The sequence below is a fragment of the Pseudocitrobacter sp. RIT415 genome, from assembly GCF_003057695.2.
GTDB classification, from domain to species: domain Bacteria; phylum Pseudomonadota; class Gammaproteobacteria; order Enterobacterales; family Enterobacteriaceae; genus Pseudocitrobacter; species Pseudocitrobacter faecalis.
In genome coordinates this window covers 31331-46104 of record NZ_QBJC02000021.1, presented here as the reverse complement: position 1 = coordinate 46104, position 14774 = coordinate 31331, and the positions used below count along the sequence as shown (strand labels likewise).

Genomic DNA, 14774 nt, shown 5'->3' with positions numbered 1-14774 from the left:
AATTACTCTCCTTGAGGCGCGGCAGGGGCGGTCGCGGGCGTTTCAGCCGGGGCGGCCGCAGCGGGCTGCGCCATCAGATTACGCACGCGCGTCTGCATCAGCTTTTCCAGAATCGGCTGGCTTTGCAGCGTTTCCGGCACGTTCATGGTGATGCTCTGCTGGCTCAGTTTATCAACGTCATCAAGGAAGCTTTTGGTAGTGGCATCGTCGGTGTCGTAGTAGGCGCGAACCCACGTCGACACGTTATCCAGCGCCTGTTTGTAAGTCTCTTCCTGATGACGCGGTACAGCCTGTGCGGCAACCAGCAAGCGCGAGCGAATATTCTCACGCAGATAGATATCCTGATTCGGTGCTAACAGCGGAACGGCGGTTTCATCGCGGCGACGAATGGTGATAAAGCTGTCCATAAAGTTCTGCCAGCTTTTTTGCAGATTCACGCGCCACTCGCCAATAGAACTGGAGAGCTCATCGCTATCGGCATCCATTGGGGAATCATCGGTGTTGTTATCTGCCAGACGCAGGTTATCCACCTGATTCGCCAACTGATTTACTTTCAGGATGATGCCATCGTAGTCCACCTGAGAAACCGCGCCCAGGCTTGCGATATCTTCAGTGATGGCGCGACGGGCGCTAATCAGGCTCGGGTCATTCATGTCGGCCAGACTGGCGTCGGCGCTTTTCAACAGCGCGGCGGCGGTGGTGACATCCTGATCGCTCCACAACTTGCGGCCTGCCAGCTTCACGAGGAAGTCGGACTGTGCCAGCAGCCAGGTTTTGGCATCGGTACCGGAAATGGCCGCCACTTTTTGCTGCACTTCATCGAGCTGTTTCGCCAGCGCATCGCGTTGATTCTGCGTCTCGGCAAGCTGTGCGGCCTGTTGTTTCAGCAGGGCATCGAATTGTGTTTTCTGATCGTCCTGCGCTTTTTGTAGCGTAACCAGTTGATTCGCCAGCGTGTCGTTAGCGGTGGTTTGATTTACGGCCTGCTGTTTTCCCCAGCCATACAGCCCCACGCCTGCCGCCAGCGCAATCGCGATCGCCACGCCGCTCAGCACCAGGCTGGTTTTCGCGCCGCCGGATTTCTTTTCGGCGTCCGTGGATTTTTGTGCTTCTGGCTGTGGCGTGGTCTCCACGGCCTCCCTGGTCTCTTCAACCACGGCGGAGTTTTCTTTTTGATCCGTCATTATGGCTTCCAGTTTTGAAGTTATTGTAGTGCGCGCAGCAGCGCATCGTTGTCAGCGCTATCGGCAACCTGAATTTCCTGCCAGCCCAGCTCCCGGGCCAGTTGTGCAAGACGCTCACTGACAACCAACAAACGGCAGCGCAGCAGCCAGTGCTCGCGATACCATTGCGGAATGAGTGCCCAAAGTTGATGTAACATTTCCCCGCTGGTGACGACGAGAGTCGACACCTCACGTTTTTGCCAGCGCATGGCTTCTGCCGCGCCATCATAATGGACAGCGCTGCGTTGATAACATTCACAGAATGTGACTTCAGCGCCGCGTGCGGCCAGCGTTTCGCCTAACAGTTCACGCCCGCCATTGCCGCGTAAGATGAGCGCTTTCTTACCCGTAATATTTTGTAATTCAGGTAATTGTAGCAAGACTTCACTGATTTCCCGATCCAAAGGATACCGTACCTGGCGACCGCTCACCTGATGCAACGCCAGCGCTGTGCTGCGCCCAATGGCGAAACAAGCCGCTTGCTGCGGCCAATGCTGGCCCTGCTGTTGCAGATGAGCGTGCGCATACGACACAGCGTGCGGCGATAGCGCGAAGAGCAAATCGTCGGGGCGCAAAGCGTCCAGGGCAGGAGAGAGTGCCGCAAGTTCGCGACCGGGGGTGATTTCAATCAGCGGAAAGCTCCAGGCCACTCGCCCCAGTGTGCGCAGACGGCTCACTAATTCTTCTCCTTTTGGAGACGGGCGGGTGACCAGGATACTCATTCGGGCTTCTCTCCGTTGTAGACGGCGGTGAGGATTTCGCGCGCACCGTTGTTCAACAGCTCTTCAGCGAGCTCAACGCCCAGCCGTTCAGCGTCTTCAGGCTTGCCGCGTCGTTCGCCGCGCACCATCTGTGAACCATCCGGCGCGCCAACCAGCGCGCGTAGCCACAGTTCACCGTTGTTGAGCTCGGCATAGCTGCCAATGGGTACCTGACAGCCGCCTTCCAGACGCGTGTTCATGGCGCGTTCCGCCAGTACGCGCGTGGCCGTTTGCGCATCGTTAAGCGGAGCCAGCAGCGTCCGCGTGTAGTCATCTTCCAGGCGACATTCGATGCCGACGGCACCCTGGCCGACAGCCGGTAATGATTGCTCAGGCGGCATCGCCTGTCGAATGCGATCGTCAAGTTTCAGACGTTTCAGACCGGCGACGGCCAGAATAATGGCGTCGTAATCGCCATTATCCAGTTTACCAAGACGCGTGCCGACGTTGCCGCGCAGAGAACGAATCTCTAAATCGGGGCGATATTCCGCAATCTGGCACTGGCGACGAAGGCTGGAGGTGCCGACGATGCTGCCTGCCGGTAAATCGTCCAGCGAAGCATAGCGGTTGGAGACAAACGCATCGCGCGGATCTTCGCGCTCACAAATGGTCACCAGACCCAGGCCTTCAGGGAAATCGACGGGAACATCTTTCATGGAGTGAACGGCGATATCGGCCCGGTTTTCCAGCAATGCCAGCTCAAGCTCTTTTACAAACAGCCCTTTACCGCCCACTTTTGCCAGCGGGGTATCCAGGATCACATCGCCGCGTGTCACCAGCGGCACGAGTTCAACCGTCAGCCCCGGATGACAGGCCATCAGGCGGTCTTTAACATAGTGTGCCTGCCAAAGTGCAAGAGGACTTTGGCGTGTGGCAATTCTCAAAACTTTGTCTAACATGCTTGTTACCGTCATTGTCGTCCACGGCCCATCCTAACATTGTTGCTTTAATGATGTTAGTTTTCACGGTGTTTGGGTAATGTCTGGCTGGCCCGTATTTTCTGGAAGTTTCCAATATAGACCTAAACGTATTGTGGAATTTACAGATAACAAACGGTGCTACACTTGTATGTAGTGCAACTTTCTTTACGGTCAACCAGCAAGGTGTTAAATTGATCACGTTTTAAACCATTTGTTCGTCCGCACCACCATAATCATAAGGACGGACGACAAAGGCGACGATTCTTGTTGAAATTCTAAAAACCTCCGTACTTCCCTTCACGGGCGCTACGCCAGGTTTTGAACATCAGGCGATATGTCTTGTACCTCTATATTGAGACACTGAAACAGAGACTGGATGCCATCAATCAACTGCGTGTGGATCGCGCGCTTGCTGCCATGGGCCCTGCTTTCCAGCAGGTATACAGTCTACTGCCGACATTATTACATTATCATCACCCACTGATGCCGGGTTACCTCGACGGTAACGTTCCCAAAGGCATTTGCCTCTACACGCCTGATGAAACCCAACGCCACTACCTCGACGAACTTGAACTGCATCGTGGTATGCCGCCGCAGGCCTCGCCAAAAGGCGAGTTGCCGATAACTGGCGTCTACTCGATGGGCAGTACCTCGTCCGTTGGGCAAAGCTGCTCTTCTGACCTCGATATCTGGGTTTGTCACCAGTCCTGGCTCGATAACGACGAACGTCAACTTCTGCAACGTAAATGCAGTCTGCTGGAAAGCTGGGCCGCCTCGCTGGGCGTGGAAGTCAGCTTCTTCCTGATCGACGAAAACCGCTTCCGTCATAACGAAAGTGGTAGCCTGGGCGGCGAAGACTGCGGCTCCACGCAGCACATCTTGCTGCTGGACGAATTTTATCGCACTGCCGTGCGCCTCGCGGGGAAACGTATTCTGTGGAATATGGTGCCGTGCGAAGAAGAAGAGCATTACGACGACTACGTCATGACGCTCTATGCGCAGGGCGTGCTGACGCCGAACGAGTGGCTCGACCTTGGCGGGTTGAGTTCGCTGTCGGCGGAAGAGTACTTTGGCGCCAGCCTGTGGCAACTGTATAAGAGTATCGACTCACCGTACAAAGCGGTGTTGAAAACCCTGCTGCTGGAAGCCTACTCCTGGGAATACCCCAATACGCGCCTGCTGGCGAAAGATATCAAACAGCGCCTGCACGATGGCGAGATCGTTTCATTTGGTCTCGACTCCTACTGCATGATGCTGGAACGCGTGACCGACTACCTCAAAGCGATCGACGACGAAACGCGTCTGGATCTGGTGCGCCGCTGCTTCTACCTCAAAGTTTGCGAAAAGCTGAGCCGCGAACGCGCGTGCGTTGGCTGGCGCCGTGAAGTGGTGAGCCAACTGGTGAAAGAGTGGGGCTGGGACGAAGAGCGTCTGGCTAAACTGGATAACCGGGCGAACTGGAAGATCGATCAGGTGCGCGAGGCGCATAACGAATTGCTCGATGCCATGATGCAGAGCTACCGTAACCTGATCCGCTTCGCGCGTCGCAACAACCTGAGCGTCTCTGCCAGCCCGCAGGACATCGGTGTGCTGACCCGTAAGCTGTACGCGGCGTTTGAAGCGCTGCCGGGCAAAGTGACGCTGGTTAACCCGCAGATTTCACCGGATCTCTCCGAGCCGAACCTGACCTTTATCCACGTGCCGCCGGGCCGTGCCAACCGTACCGGTTGGTATCTCTACAACCGCGCGCCGAATATGGAAGCTATCGTCAGCCATCAGCCGCTTGAATATAACCGCTATCTTAATAAGCTGGTGGCGTGGGCCTGGTTTAACGGCCTGCTGACCTCACGTACCCGCCTGTTTATTAAGGGCAACGGTATTGTCGACCTCGCAAAACTGCAGGAGATGGTGGCGGATGTTTCCCATCACTTCCCGCTGCGTCTGCCTGCGCCGACGCCAAAAGCGCTTTACAGCCCGTGTGAAATTCGCCATCTGGCGATTATCGTTAACCTCGAATATGACCCGACGGCGGCTTTCCGCAATCAGGTAGTCCATTTCGACTTCCGTAAGCTCGATGTCTTCAGCTTTGGTGAAGAACAAAACTGCCTCGTCGGCAGCGTCGATCTGCTGTATCGCAACTCGTGGAACGAGGTGCGTACGCTGCACTTCAACGGCGAGCAGGCGATGATTGAAGCGCTGAAAACGATTCTCGGCAAAATGCACCAGGACGCCGCCCCGCCGGATAGCGTGGAAGTGTTCTGTTATAGCCAGCATCTGCGTGGCCTGATTCGTACCCGCGTCCAGCAGTTGGTTTCTGAATGTATCGACCTGCGTCTCTCCAGCACACGTCAGGAAACCGGGCGCTTCAAAGCGTTGCGTGTCTCCGGCCAGACCTGGGGTCTTTTCTTCGAACGCCTGAACGTCTCGGTGCAGAAGCTGGAAAACGCCATCGAATTCTATGGTGCCATCTCGCACAATAAACTGCATGGTTTGTCGGTGCAGGTTGAGACTAACCACGTCAAACTGCCGCAGGTGGTGGATGGTTTTGCCAGCGAAGGGATTATTCAGTTCTTCTTTGAAGATTCCGGCGAAGAGCAGGGCTTTAACATCTATATTCTGGATGAATCCAACCGCGCGGAAGTGTATCACCACTGCGAAGGCAGCAAAGAGGAGCTGGTGCGCGACGTCAGCCGCTTCTACTCCTCCTCGCACGATCGCTTTACCTACGGCTCAAGCTTTATCAACTTCAACCTGCCGCAGTTCTATCAGATTGTGAAAGTTGATGGCCGCGCGCAGGTTATTCCTTACCGCAGCCAGGCGATTGGCACACTCCCACCGAGTAACCAGGATAACGACGCCCCGTTGTTGCAGCAGTATTTTTCGTAAGTCAGTGATGGAAGGCCGGATAAGGCAAAGCCGCATCCGGCAATAAACCTTAGCGGAAGCTCACCGTCTCGCCTGCCTGCTGTGTGGCAGCCTGTTCCAGCAAATCCCAGAAGGTTTCGCCGCTGCGATCGCAAACCCACTCATCGCCTTTCAGGTCAAAATGGTAGCCGCCCTGCTTAGTTGCCAGCCATACCTGGTGCAGGGGTTCCTGACGGTTGATAATGATTTTACTGCCATTCTCAAAACTGATGGTCAGCACGCCGCCGTTGATTTCGCAGTCGATATCGCTGTCGCCGTCCCAGTCATCCAGACGCTCTTCGATGGTCATCCAGAGTGTGTCGGCAAGGCGATGAAATTCACTGTCGTTCATTGTTGTTTCCCGTTATTGAGTGATGATGGCAGTATACCGTGAAACAAAACACGTTGCAGTCGGGTGCTAAACGCTTGCTTTTACGCCTTCTCCTGCGATGATAGAAAGCAGAAAGTCTTGAACTACAGGTACCCTGGAATGAAGAACATTTTCCGACCGCTGGCCGTGTTGGCTGTGCTGTTTAGCCTTACCGGTTGCGGCCTTAAAGGCCCGCTCTATTTCCCACCGGCTGATAAAACGGCGCCGACGCCGACCAAGCCCGTGGATAGCCAGATCCAAACGGATTCGCCGGATCGTAACGATCGCGGTGATGACGGCGGCCCGACGCAGGTTAACTATTGATATCACCGTTCTGTTCCGCGTAACTGGAGTAGATAATGCAGTTCTCTAAAATGCATGGCCTTGGCAACGATTTTATGGTCGTCGACGCGGTGACGCAGAATGTGTTTTTTTCGCCGGAATTGATTCGTCGTCTGGCGGACAGGCATCTGGGCGTCGGCTTCGACCAACTGCTGGTCGTCGAGCCGCCCTACGATCCCGATCTTGATTTCCACTATCGCATCTTCAATGCCGACGGCAGCGAAGTGTCGCAATGTGGCAACGGGGCGCGCTGTTTTGCGCGTTTCGTGCGTCTGAAAGGCCTGACCAATAAACGTGACATTCGCGTCAGCACCGCCAACGGACGTATGGTATTGAGCGTGACGGACGACGATCTGGTTCGCGTGAATATGGGCGAGCCGAATTTCGAACCTTCGCAGGTGCCGTTCCGCGCCAACAAAGCGGAAAAGACCTATATTATGCGAGCGGCCGAGCAGACAGTATTGTGCGGCGTGGTCTCGATGGGTAACCCGCACTGCGTGATTCAGGTCGATGATGTTGAAACGGCGGCGGTTGAGTCGCTGGGCCCGGTGATGGAAAGCCACGATCGCTTTCCTGAACGCGCCAACATCGGTTTTATGCAGGTGGTTAAACGCGATCACATCCGTTTGCGCGTCTATGAGCGCGGCGCGGGTGAGACGCAGGCTTGCGGCAGCGGCGCTTGTGCGGCGGTGGCTGTGGGTATCCAGCAGGGGCTACTGGACGAAGAGGTTCGCGTGGAGTTACCGGGCGGACGTCTGGATATCGCCTGGAGAGGCCCGGGTCAACCGTTGTATATGACTGGCCCGGCGGCACATGTCTATGACGGATTTATTCACTTATGAAACACGTCGGGGAAGAACAGCAGGAAGCATTAAGCGCGCTCGACGATCGCGCTGTCGTGGATTATCTGTTGCAACATCCTGAATTCTTTATACGAAACGCCGCGGTCGTGGAACAGATGCGTGTTCCGCACCCGGTGCGCGGTACGGTGTCGCTGGTTGAGTGGCATATGGCGCGCGCGCGTCATCATATTCACACGCTTGAAGAGAACATGGCGCTGCTGATGGAGCAGGCGACGGCCAACGAAGGGCTGTTCTACCGTTTGCTGCATCTGCAAAATCGCCTGGCGAGCGCGGAAAGTCTCGACGATTTGCTGTTGCGCTTTCACCGCTGGGCACGCGATCTGGGTCTGGCGGGGGCCTCTATCCGTCTCTTCGCCGATCGCTGGCGTTTGGGCGCACCGTCGAAATACACCCAACTGGTGCTGTCGCGGCAGGCGTTTGAACCGCTGCGTATTCAGCGTCTTGGTCAGGAGCGCCACTATCTGGGCACGCTGAACGGCCCTGAGCTGCTGGTGGTTCTGCCGGAAGCGAAAGCCGTTGGGTCGGTGGCGATGTCGATGATGGGCAGCGACGCCGATTTGGGCGTGATTCTGTTTACCAGCCGCGATGCACATCACTATGAAGCCGGGCAGGGTACGCAGCTACTGCAGGAAGTGGCGCTGATGCTGCCAGGCCTGCTGGAGCGCTGGATTGAGCGCGCATGAATGACGAACTTCTCTCTGCGGCGGTAGCGCGTTTCCTGCGTTATCTCGGCGTCGAGCGCCAGCTCAGCCCGATTACGCTTCTCAATTATCAGCGTCAGCTTGATGCCATCATTGAACTGGCCCAGCAGATGGGCCTGACGCGCTGGCAACAATGTGATGCTGCGATGGTGCGCAGTTTTGCCACCCGCAGTCGCCGAAAAGGGCTGGGGGCGGCAAGCCTGGCGTTACGCTTATCGGCGTTGCGCAGCTTTTTTGACTGGATGGTGAGCCAGGGCGAACTGCCCGCCAATCCGGCAAAAGGGATCTCCGCACCAAAAGCCCCACGTCATCTGCCGAAAAATATCGACGTCGATGACGTCAATCGCCTGCTGGATATCGATATTAACGATCCGCTGGCGGTTCGCGACCGCGCGATGCTGGAAGTCATGTACGGCGCCGGTCTGCGTCTTTCCGAACTGGTGAATCTGGACATCAAACATCTCGATCTCGACAGCGGTGAAGTGTGGGTGATGGGCAAAGGTAGCAAAGAGCGCCGCCTGCCCATTGGCCGTAATGCGGTGGCGTGGATTGAACACTGGCTCGATTTACGCGGGCTGTTTGGTAGCGACGATGACGCGCTGTTTCTTTCAAAACTGGGGAAACGTATCTCGGCGCGCAATGTGCAAAAACGGTTTGCCGAGTGGGGCATTAAGCAGGGGCTGAACAGCCATGTGCATCCGCACAAGCTGCGCCACTCATTCGCCACCCACATGCTGGAGTCGAGCGGCGATCTGCGCGGTGTGCAGGAGCTGTTGGGGCACGCCAATCTCTCGACCACCCAAATTTATACCCATCTTGATTTTCAACACCTCGCCTCGGTGTACGATGCCGCGCATCCACGCGCTAAACGGGGGAAATAATGCGTTTTTACCGACCACTGGGCCACATCGCCGCACTGACGTTTGACCTGGACGACACCCTTTATGACAACCATCCGGTGATTGATCGCACCCAGCAAGAATCGCTGGCGTTTGTGCGCAGCTATCATCCGGCGCTGCGCCATTTCGAAAACCGCGATCTACAGCAACTGCGCGACGCGCTGCGCAACGCGGAGCCGGAAATTTATCACGATGTGACCGAGTGGCGCCGCCGCGCGCTGGAGCTGGGGATGCTGAACGCAGGCTTAACCGCGCAGGAAGCGGCGATTGGCGCTAACGCGGCGATGGCCAATTTCGCGCAATGGCGCAGCCGAATTGATGTTCCGCAGGAAACGCACGATACGCTGGCAAAACTTGCGGAAAAATGGCCGCTGGTGGCGATTACCAATGGTAATGCCCAGCCAGAATTATTCGGCCTGAACGACTATTTTAAGTTTGTACTACGTGCCGGGCCAGATGGCCGCTCAAAGCCATTTTCCGATATGTATCACCGGGCTGCTGAAAAACTGGATGTGCCGCATAACGCTATTCTGCACGTGGGCGATGACCTGACGACGGATGTTGCGGGGGCGATTCGCAGTGGATTACAGGCATGCTGGATCAAACCTCGGAATGCAGACCTGATGCAGGTGGCTGACAGCCGTTTACTGCCGCATATCGAAATTTCCCGGTTGGCATCGCTGACCTCGCTGATATAATCCTCAATAGTTCTGTATAAAATTCCAGGGTTTTGGCGGATGGCGCTAGGCGTATCCGCCCTACGGTAACGTAGGCCCGGTAAGCGAAGCGCCACCGGGCATTTCGCTGTTTATCTATTCTTAACGCGGCGGTGCCATCAATGGACGTTTCTTACCTGCTCGACAGCCTTAATGACAAACAGCGCGAAGCCGTCGCCGCTTCGCGCACCAACATGCTGGTGCTGGCTGGGGCGGGCAGTGGTAAGACGCGCGTACTGGTTCACCGTATCGCCTGGCTGATGACCGTGGAAAACTGCTCGCCGTACTCCATTATGGCGGTGACGTTTACCAACAAAGCGGCGGCGGAGATGCGTCACCGTATCGGGCAACTGATGGGCACCACCCAGGGCGGCATGTGGGTCGGCACCTTCCACGGGCTGGCGCACCGCTTACTGCGCGCACATCATCTGGATGCCAATCTGCCGCAGGATTTCCAAATCCTTGATAGTGAAGACCAACTGCGCCTGCTGAAACGTCTGATCAAAGCCATGAATCTCGACGAGAAGCAGTGGCCGCCGCGCCAGGCGATGTGGTACATCAACAGCCAGAAAGACGAAGGGCTGCGTCCGCACCACATTCAGAGCTACGGCAACCCGGTTGAACAAACCTGGCAGAAGGTTTATCAGGCCTATCAGGAAGCATGCGACCGCGCGGGGCTGGTCGATTTCGCCGAGCTACTGCTGCGCGCACATGAACTGTGGCTTAACAAGCCGCACATCCTTCAGCACTATCGCGAGCGCTTTACCAATATCCTGGTGGACGAATTCCAGGATACCAACAACATTCAATACGCGTGGATCCGCCTGCTGGCAGGCGACACCGGTAAAGTAATGATTGTGGGTGATGACGACCAGTCAATCTACGGCTGGCGCGGTGCGCAGGTGGAAAACATCCAGCGCTTCCTCAACGATTTCCCTGGTGCGGAAACTATCCGTCTGGAACAGAACTACCGTTCAACCAGCAATATTCTGAGCGCGGCGAACGCCCTGATTGAGAACAATAACGGGCGTCTTGGTAAGAAATTGTGGACCGACGGTGCGGACGGTGAGCCGATTTCGCTCTATTGCGCCTTCAACGAACTCGACGAAGCGCGTTTCGTGGTTAACCGCATCAAAACCTGGCAGGACAACGGCGGCGCGCTGGATCAATGCGCCATTCTCTATCGCAGCAACGCCCAGTCGCGCGTGCTGGAAGAGGCGTTACTGCAGGCGAGTATGCCGTACCGAATTTACGGCGGTATGCGATTCTTCGAGCGTCAGGAAATCAAAGATGCGCTCTCTTATCTGCGCCTGATCGCTAACCGCAATGACGACGCGGCGTTTGAGCGCGTGGTCAACACGCCGACACGCGGCATCGGCGACCGTACGCTGGACGTTGTGCGCCAGACTTCGCGCGATCGCCAGCTTACGCTGTGGCAGTCGTGCCGCGAGCTGTTGCAGGAAAAAGCGCTGGCAGGCCGCGCGGCGAGCGCGTTGCAGCGCTTTATGGAACTGATTGACGCGCTGGCCCAGGAAACGGCGGATATGCCGTTGCACGTGCAGACAGACCGCGTGGTGAAAGACTCCGGCCTACGCATGATGTACGAGCAGGAAAAGGGCGAGAAGGGCCAGACGCGAATCGAAAACTTAGACGAACTGGTGACGGCGACGCGCCAGTTCGCGTACAACGAAGAAGACGAAGATTTAATGCCGTTGCAGGCGTTTCTGTCTCATGCCGCGCTCGAAGCGGGCGAAGGGCAGGCGGATACCTGGCAGGACGCGGTGCAGTTGATGACGCTGCACTCGGCGAAAGGTCTGGAATTCCCGCAGGTGTTTATCGTCGGTATGGAAGAGGGCATGTTCCCGAGCCAGATGTCGCTGGAAGAAGGCGGGCGTCTGGAAGAAGAACGCCGTCTGGCCTACGTTGGCGTGACGCGTGCGATGCAGAAACTGACGCTGACTTATGCCGAAACGCGCCGCTTGTACGGGAAAGAGGTGTATCACCGTCCGTCGCGCTTTATCGGCGAGCTGCCGGAAAACTGCGTGGAAGAGGTACGCCTGCGCGCCACCGTTAGCCGTCCGGTGAGCCATCAGCGCATGGGGACGCCGATTTCGGAAAACGACACCGGTTATAAACTCGGCCAGCGCGTACGTCACGCTAAGTTTGGCGAAGGCACCATTGTTAATCTGGAAGGCAGCGGCGAGCACAGCCGCTTGCAGGTGGCGTTCCAGGGGCAGGGGATCAAATGGCTGGTTGCGGCGTATGCAAAGCTGGAAACTGTCTAACTATCCGAAAGATATCGTTATTTTTTGAGAGTCTGCTAGCCTTACAGTGAATGAGGTAAATCTTACCATTTAGCATTCCGTTGCGTGTTGACGCGGTTTTTTTGCTGGCGTAACATGCGCGCACGATTACGCTAAGAGGACAAATGCCTTGGACACACCCAGTAGATGCTGGCTCACTCTCCTGTCATTCAGGAACAACTCCTAAGGCTATCCTCTTATGCTGATAGCCTTAGCGGTTGTCGGCGACTCGTGTCATTTCCCCGTCGCAATGAGTCAGGCTGTTTAATGGTCTGAAACCCAATTTGTTTCTGTGTGCCCACCGGCTGTCCGATAATTTTTTGCATTGGGAGTCCCGGTCATGCTGAGCGCATTTCAACTGGAAAAAAATCGTTTAACGCGTCTTGAAGCGGACGAAATCAGCCATCTCGCCAGTTCGGTGTGGGTTGATTTAGTCGAACCCGACGATGAAGAACGAAACCGTGTGCAAAAGGAATTGGGCCAGAACCTGGCCACGCGCCCTGAACTGGAAGACATCGAAGCATCCGCACGTTTCTTTGAAGACGAAGACGGTTTACATATTCACTCCTTCTTCTTTTACGAAGATGCGGACGATCACGCAGGTAACTCCACCGTGGCATTCACCATCCGCGAAGGGCGACTCTTCACCCTGCGTGAGCGCGAACTGCCGGCGTTTCGTCTCTACCGTATGCGTGCGCGTAACCAGGCGATGGTGGACGGTAACGCCTATGAGCTTCTGCTCGATCTGTTTGAAACCAAGATTGAACAGCTGGCGGATGAAATCGAAAACATCTACAGCGATCTGGAAAAGCTGAGTCGCGTCATCATGGAAGGCCATCAGGGCGATGAATATGACGAGGCGTTGTCCACGCTGGCAGAGCTGGAAGATATTGGCTGGAAGGTGCGCTTGTGTCTGATGGATACCCAGCGCGCGCTTAACTTCCTGGTGCGTAAAGCGCGTTTACCGGCGGTGCAGCTGGAACAGGCGCGCGAGATCCTGCGAGATATCGAATCTCTGCTGCCACACAATGAATCACTGTTCCAGAAGGTCAACTTCCTGATGCAGGCGGCGATGGGCTTTATCAACATCGAGCAGAACCGCATCATCAAGATCTTCTCGGTGGTCTCCGTGGTCTTCCTGCCGCCGACGCTGGTGGCCTCCAGCTACGGGATGAACTTCGAGTTTATGCCGGAGCTGAAGTGGAGCTTCGGCTACCCTGGTGCGATTATCTTTATGATGCTCGCCGGGCTGGCACCGTATCTGTACTTTAAACGGAAGAACTGGCTGTAAGTCTGTTGCCGGATGGCGTTGCGCCATCCGGCACACGGTTAGCCCCGACGTCCCCGGCGCTGCGTATACACCGCATCCATAATAAAGATCGCCAGTGCCACCCAGATAAACGCAAACGTCACCATTTTATCAGCGCCTGGTGTTTCGCCGTAGAAGGTCACCGCCAGGATAAACATCAGCGTTGGGCCGATATACTGGAAGAAGCCCAGCGTCGATAAGCGTAAACGGGTTGCCGCACCGGTGAAACACAGTAGCGGGATGGTGGTGACTACGCCCGCGGCAATCAGCAGCAGGTTCAGCGACCAGCTGTTGCTCCCCATATGACTGGTCGCGCTGTCGGCAATGCCAAACAGATAAATTGCCGCGATCGGCAGTAGCCACAGGGTTTCAAATAGCATGCCGGTTTGCGCATCGACGGCGATTTTTTTACGTACCAGGCCATAAAACGCGAAGCTAAACGCCAGGCCGAGCGCAATTATTGGCAGCGAGCCAAATGTCCACAGCTGCACCAACACGCCGCAGGCGGCGAGAGCCACAGCTAACCACTGCATCCGGCGGAAGCGCTCGCCGAGGAACAACATCCCCAGCAGAATATTCACCAGCGGGTTAATGAAGTAGCCCAGGCTTGCTTCCAGCATGTGGTGGTTATTCACCGACCAGATAAACAGCAGCCAGTTACCGCCGATCAGCACGGCGGAGAGCGCCAGCATGACGATTTTCTTCGGCGTTTGCAGCAGCGCTTTCACTGTCGACCACTGACGGCTGATGCTGATGAGCGCCACCATGAAGAAGAAGGACCAGATCACGCGGTGCGTCAGGATTTCATCGGCGGGAACATAGTAGATAAGCTTGAAGTACGCCGGAGCGATACCCCAAATAAAATAGGCGGCGAGAGCGAGAAGCACGCCCTGCCGCGTCTGTTTGGCATCCATCGGAGTCATCCGTTACAAAAAAGTAAACTGATTTTACCCGATTTTACTGTTTATCCCACCATATATGTGGCGGTTGCGCTGGCGATGTGGACTTGCTCTTCGTTGTGCAGCTCCACGCGCGCGACGGCAACTTTATTGCCTGCCCGCAAAAGGGTGCTGGTGGCGGTGAAGCGATTGCCGCGCCCTGGACGTAAATAGTCGACGCGTAAATCGATAGTGCCCATCCGTGAAAGCCGCTGACGGAGCTCTTCTTCGTTGATGGTGTCATGGCGAGTTAACGTGCTGCCTACGCAGACCAGACCTGCCGCGACATCCAGCGCTGAGGCGATCACGCCGCCGTGGAGAATGCTTTGCGCCCAGTTTCCTACCATCATTGGCTGGTTATTAAAATTGAGTTTGGCGAAGTCTTTTTCATAACGTTCCAGCTCCAGGCCAAGCGCCCGGTTGAACGGCATATGGTAAACAAAGATTTCACCGACCAGCTTGAGCGCGGCATCGGCAGTGAGTTCAGCAGACATAACAACCCTTTCAATGGTTAATAAAATGTTG

General features: G+C 56.0%; 14 protein-coding genes. 8 read left to right on the top strand and 6 right to left on the bottom strand.

Translation table 11 applies throughout. The features are described 5' to 3' along the window. Positions 1-2: 2 nt before the first annotated feature. From hemX to hemC, 3 genes are read right to left on the bottom strand one after another with little or no spacing between them, the layout of a single operon-like run. The gene (hemX, locus tag DBY68_RS18150; RefSeq protein ID WP_108476912.1) at positions 3-1184 is read right to left on the bottom strand and encodes a uroporphyrinogen-III C-methyltransferase; all 1182 of its coding nucleotides are present in this window, start codon (positions 1182-1184) and stop codon (positions 3-5) included. A 20-nt stretch (positions 1185-1204) separates the two neighbouring features. Then, positions 1205-1945: a uroporphyrinogen-III synthase gene (hemD, locus tag DBY68_RS18145; protein ID WP_108476911.1), complete on the bottom strand. Its 741-nt coding sequence runs from the start codon at positions 1943-1945 to the stop codon at positions 1205-1207. Further along, positions 1942-2883, bottom strand: coding sequence for a hydroxymethylbilane synthase (gene hemC / locus DBY68_RS18140; protein WP_146745484.1), 942 nt, complete (start codon positions 2881-2883; stop codon positions 1942-1944). The genes hemD and hemC overlap by 4 nt, the downstream gene beginning before the upstream one ends. Before the next feature lie 360 nt (positions 2884-3243). Here hemC and cyaA point away from each other — a divergent pair, with 360 nt between their 5' ends. Then, complete coding sequence (cyaA, locus tag DBY68_RS18135; RefSeq protein ID WP_108476909.1) at positions 3244-5790, top strand: class I adenylate cyclase; 2547 nt, start codon at positions 3244-3246, stop codon at positions 5788-5790. 49 nt (positions 5791-5839) lie between these two features. Here the strand turns inward: cyaA and cyaY are convergent, their stop codons facing one another. Then, positions 5840-6160: an iron donor protein CyaY gene (gene cyaY, locus DBY68_RS18130; protein ID WP_042292793.1), complete on the bottom strand. Its 321-nt coding sequence runs from the start codon at positions 6158-6160 to the stop codon at positions 5840-5842. A gap of 138 nt (positions 6161-6298) precedes the next feature. On the opposite strand from cyaY, the gene DBY68_RS18125 reads away from it, so the two are divergent. From DBY68_RS18125 to corA, 7 genes are all read left to right on the top strand, one after another. Beyond that, entirely contained in the window at positions 6299-6502 is a 204-nt protein-coding gene (locus DBY68_RS18125) for a lipoprotein (protein WP_015966433.1), read from the top strand. Between the two features lie 35 nt (positions 6503-6537). Continuing rightward, positions 6538-7362, top strand: coding sequence for a diaminopimelate epimerase (gene dapF / locus DBY68_RS18120; RefSeq protein WP_015966432.1), 825 nt, complete (start codon positions 6538-6540; stop codon positions 7360-7362). Beyond that, positions 7359-8066: a DUF484 domain-containing protein gene (locus DBY68_RS18115; RefSeq protein ID WP_108476908.1), complete on the top strand. Its 708-nt coding sequence runs from the start codon at positions 7359-7361 to the stop codon at positions 8064-8066. The genes dapF and DBY68_RS18115 overlap by 4 nt, the downstream gene beginning before the upstream one ends. Further along, a complete protein-coding gene (gene xerC / locus DBY68_RS18110) occupies positions 8063-8965 on the top strand; it encodes a tyrosine recombinase XerC (RefSeq protein ID WP_108476907.1) in 903 nt (300 codons plus the stop codon). The genes DBY68_RS18115 and xerC overlap by 4 nt, the downstream gene beginning before the upstream one ends. After that, positions 8965-9681 carry a 5-amino-6-(5-phospho-D-ribitylamino)uracil phosphatase YigB gene (gene yigB, locus DBY68_RS18105; protein ID WP_108476906.1) on the top strand — a complete coding sequence of 239 codons (717 nt, stop codon included), beginning with the start codon at positions 8965-8967 and terminating at the stop codon, positions 9679-9681. The genes xerC and yigB overlap by 1 nt, the downstream gene beginning before the upstream one ends. 140 nt (positions 9682-9821) lie before the next feature. Beyond that, the gene (gene uvrD, locus DBY68_RS18100; protein WP_015966428.1) at positions 9822-11984 is read left to right on the top strand and encodes a DNA helicase II; all 2163 of its coding nucleotides are present in this window, start codon (positions 9822-9824) and stop codon (positions 11982-11984) included. Positions 11985-12342: 358 nt separating this feature from the next. After that, a complete protein-coding gene (corA, locus tag DBY68_RS18095) occupies positions 12343-13293 on the top strand; it encodes a magnesium/cobalt transporter CorA (protein WP_108476905.1) in 951 nt (316 codons plus the stop codon). A gap of 38 nt (positions 13294-13331) precedes the next feature. On the opposite strand, the gene rarD is transcribed toward corA, so the two are convergent. Beyond that, positions 13332-14225, bottom strand: coding sequence for an EamA family transporter RarD (gene rarD / locus DBY68_RS18090; protein WP_108476904.1), 894 nt, complete (start codon positions 14223-14225; stop codon positions 13332-13334). A 50-nt stretch (positions 14226-14275) separates the two neighbouring features. Continuing rightward, positions 14276-14743: an acyl-CoA thioesterase YigI gene (gene yigI / locus DBY68_RS18085; RefSeq protein WP_015966425.1), complete on the bottom strand. Its 468-nt coding sequence runs from the start codon at positions 14741-14743 to the stop codon at positions 14276-14278. Between the last annotated feature and the right edge of the window lie 31 nt (positions 14744-14774).

Coding starts and splice junctions, on each gene's coding strand:
- cyaY (WP_042292793.1), bottom strand. CDS start 6,160: ATGAACGACAGTGAATTTCATCGCCTTGCCGACACACTCTGGATGACC.
- DBY68_RS18115 (WP_108476908.1), top strand. CDS start 7,359: ATGAAACACGTCGGGGAAGAACAGCAGGAAGCATTAAGCGCGCTCGAC.
- DBY68_RS18125 (WP_015966433.1), top strand. CDS start 6,299: ATGAAGAACATTTTCCGACCGCTGGCCGTGTTGGCTGTGCTGTTTAGC.
- hemC (WP_146745484.1), bottom strand. CDS start 2,883: ATGTTAGACAAAGTTTTGAGAATTGCCACACGCCAAAGTCCTCTTGCA.
- corA (WP_108476905.1), top strand. CDS start 12,343: ATGCTGAGCGCATTTCAACTGGAAAAAAATCGTTTAACGCGTCTTGAA.
- yigB (WP_108476906.1), top strand. CDS start 8,965: ATGCGTTTTTACCGACCACTGGGCCACATCGCCGCACTGACGTTTGAC.
- yigI (WP_015966425.1), bottom strand. CDS start 14,743: ATGTCTGCTGAACTCACTGCCGATGCCGCGCTCAAGCTGGTCGGTGAA.
- hemX (WP_108476912.1), bottom strand. CDS start 1,184: ATGACGGATCAAAAAGAAAACTCCGCCGTGGTTGAAGAGACCAGGGAG.
- xerC (WP_108476907.1), top strand. CDS start 8,063: ATGAATGACGAACTTCTCTCTGCGGCGGTAGCGCGTTTCCTGCGTTAT.
- rarD (WP_108476904.1), bottom strand. CDS start 14,225: ATGGATGCCAAACAGACGCGGCAGGGCGTGCTTCTCGCTCTCGCCGCC.
- uvrD (WP_015966428.1), top strand. CDS start 9,822: ATGGACGTTTCTTACCTGCTCGACAGCCTTAATGACAAACAGCGCGAA.
- hemD (WP_108476911.1), bottom strand. CDS start 1,945: ATGAGTATCCTGGTCACCCGCCCGTCTCCAAAAGGAGAAGAATTAGTG.
- dapF (WP_015966432.1), top strand. CDS start 6,538: ATGCAGTTCTCTAAAATGCATGGCCTTGGCAACGATTTTATGGTCGTC.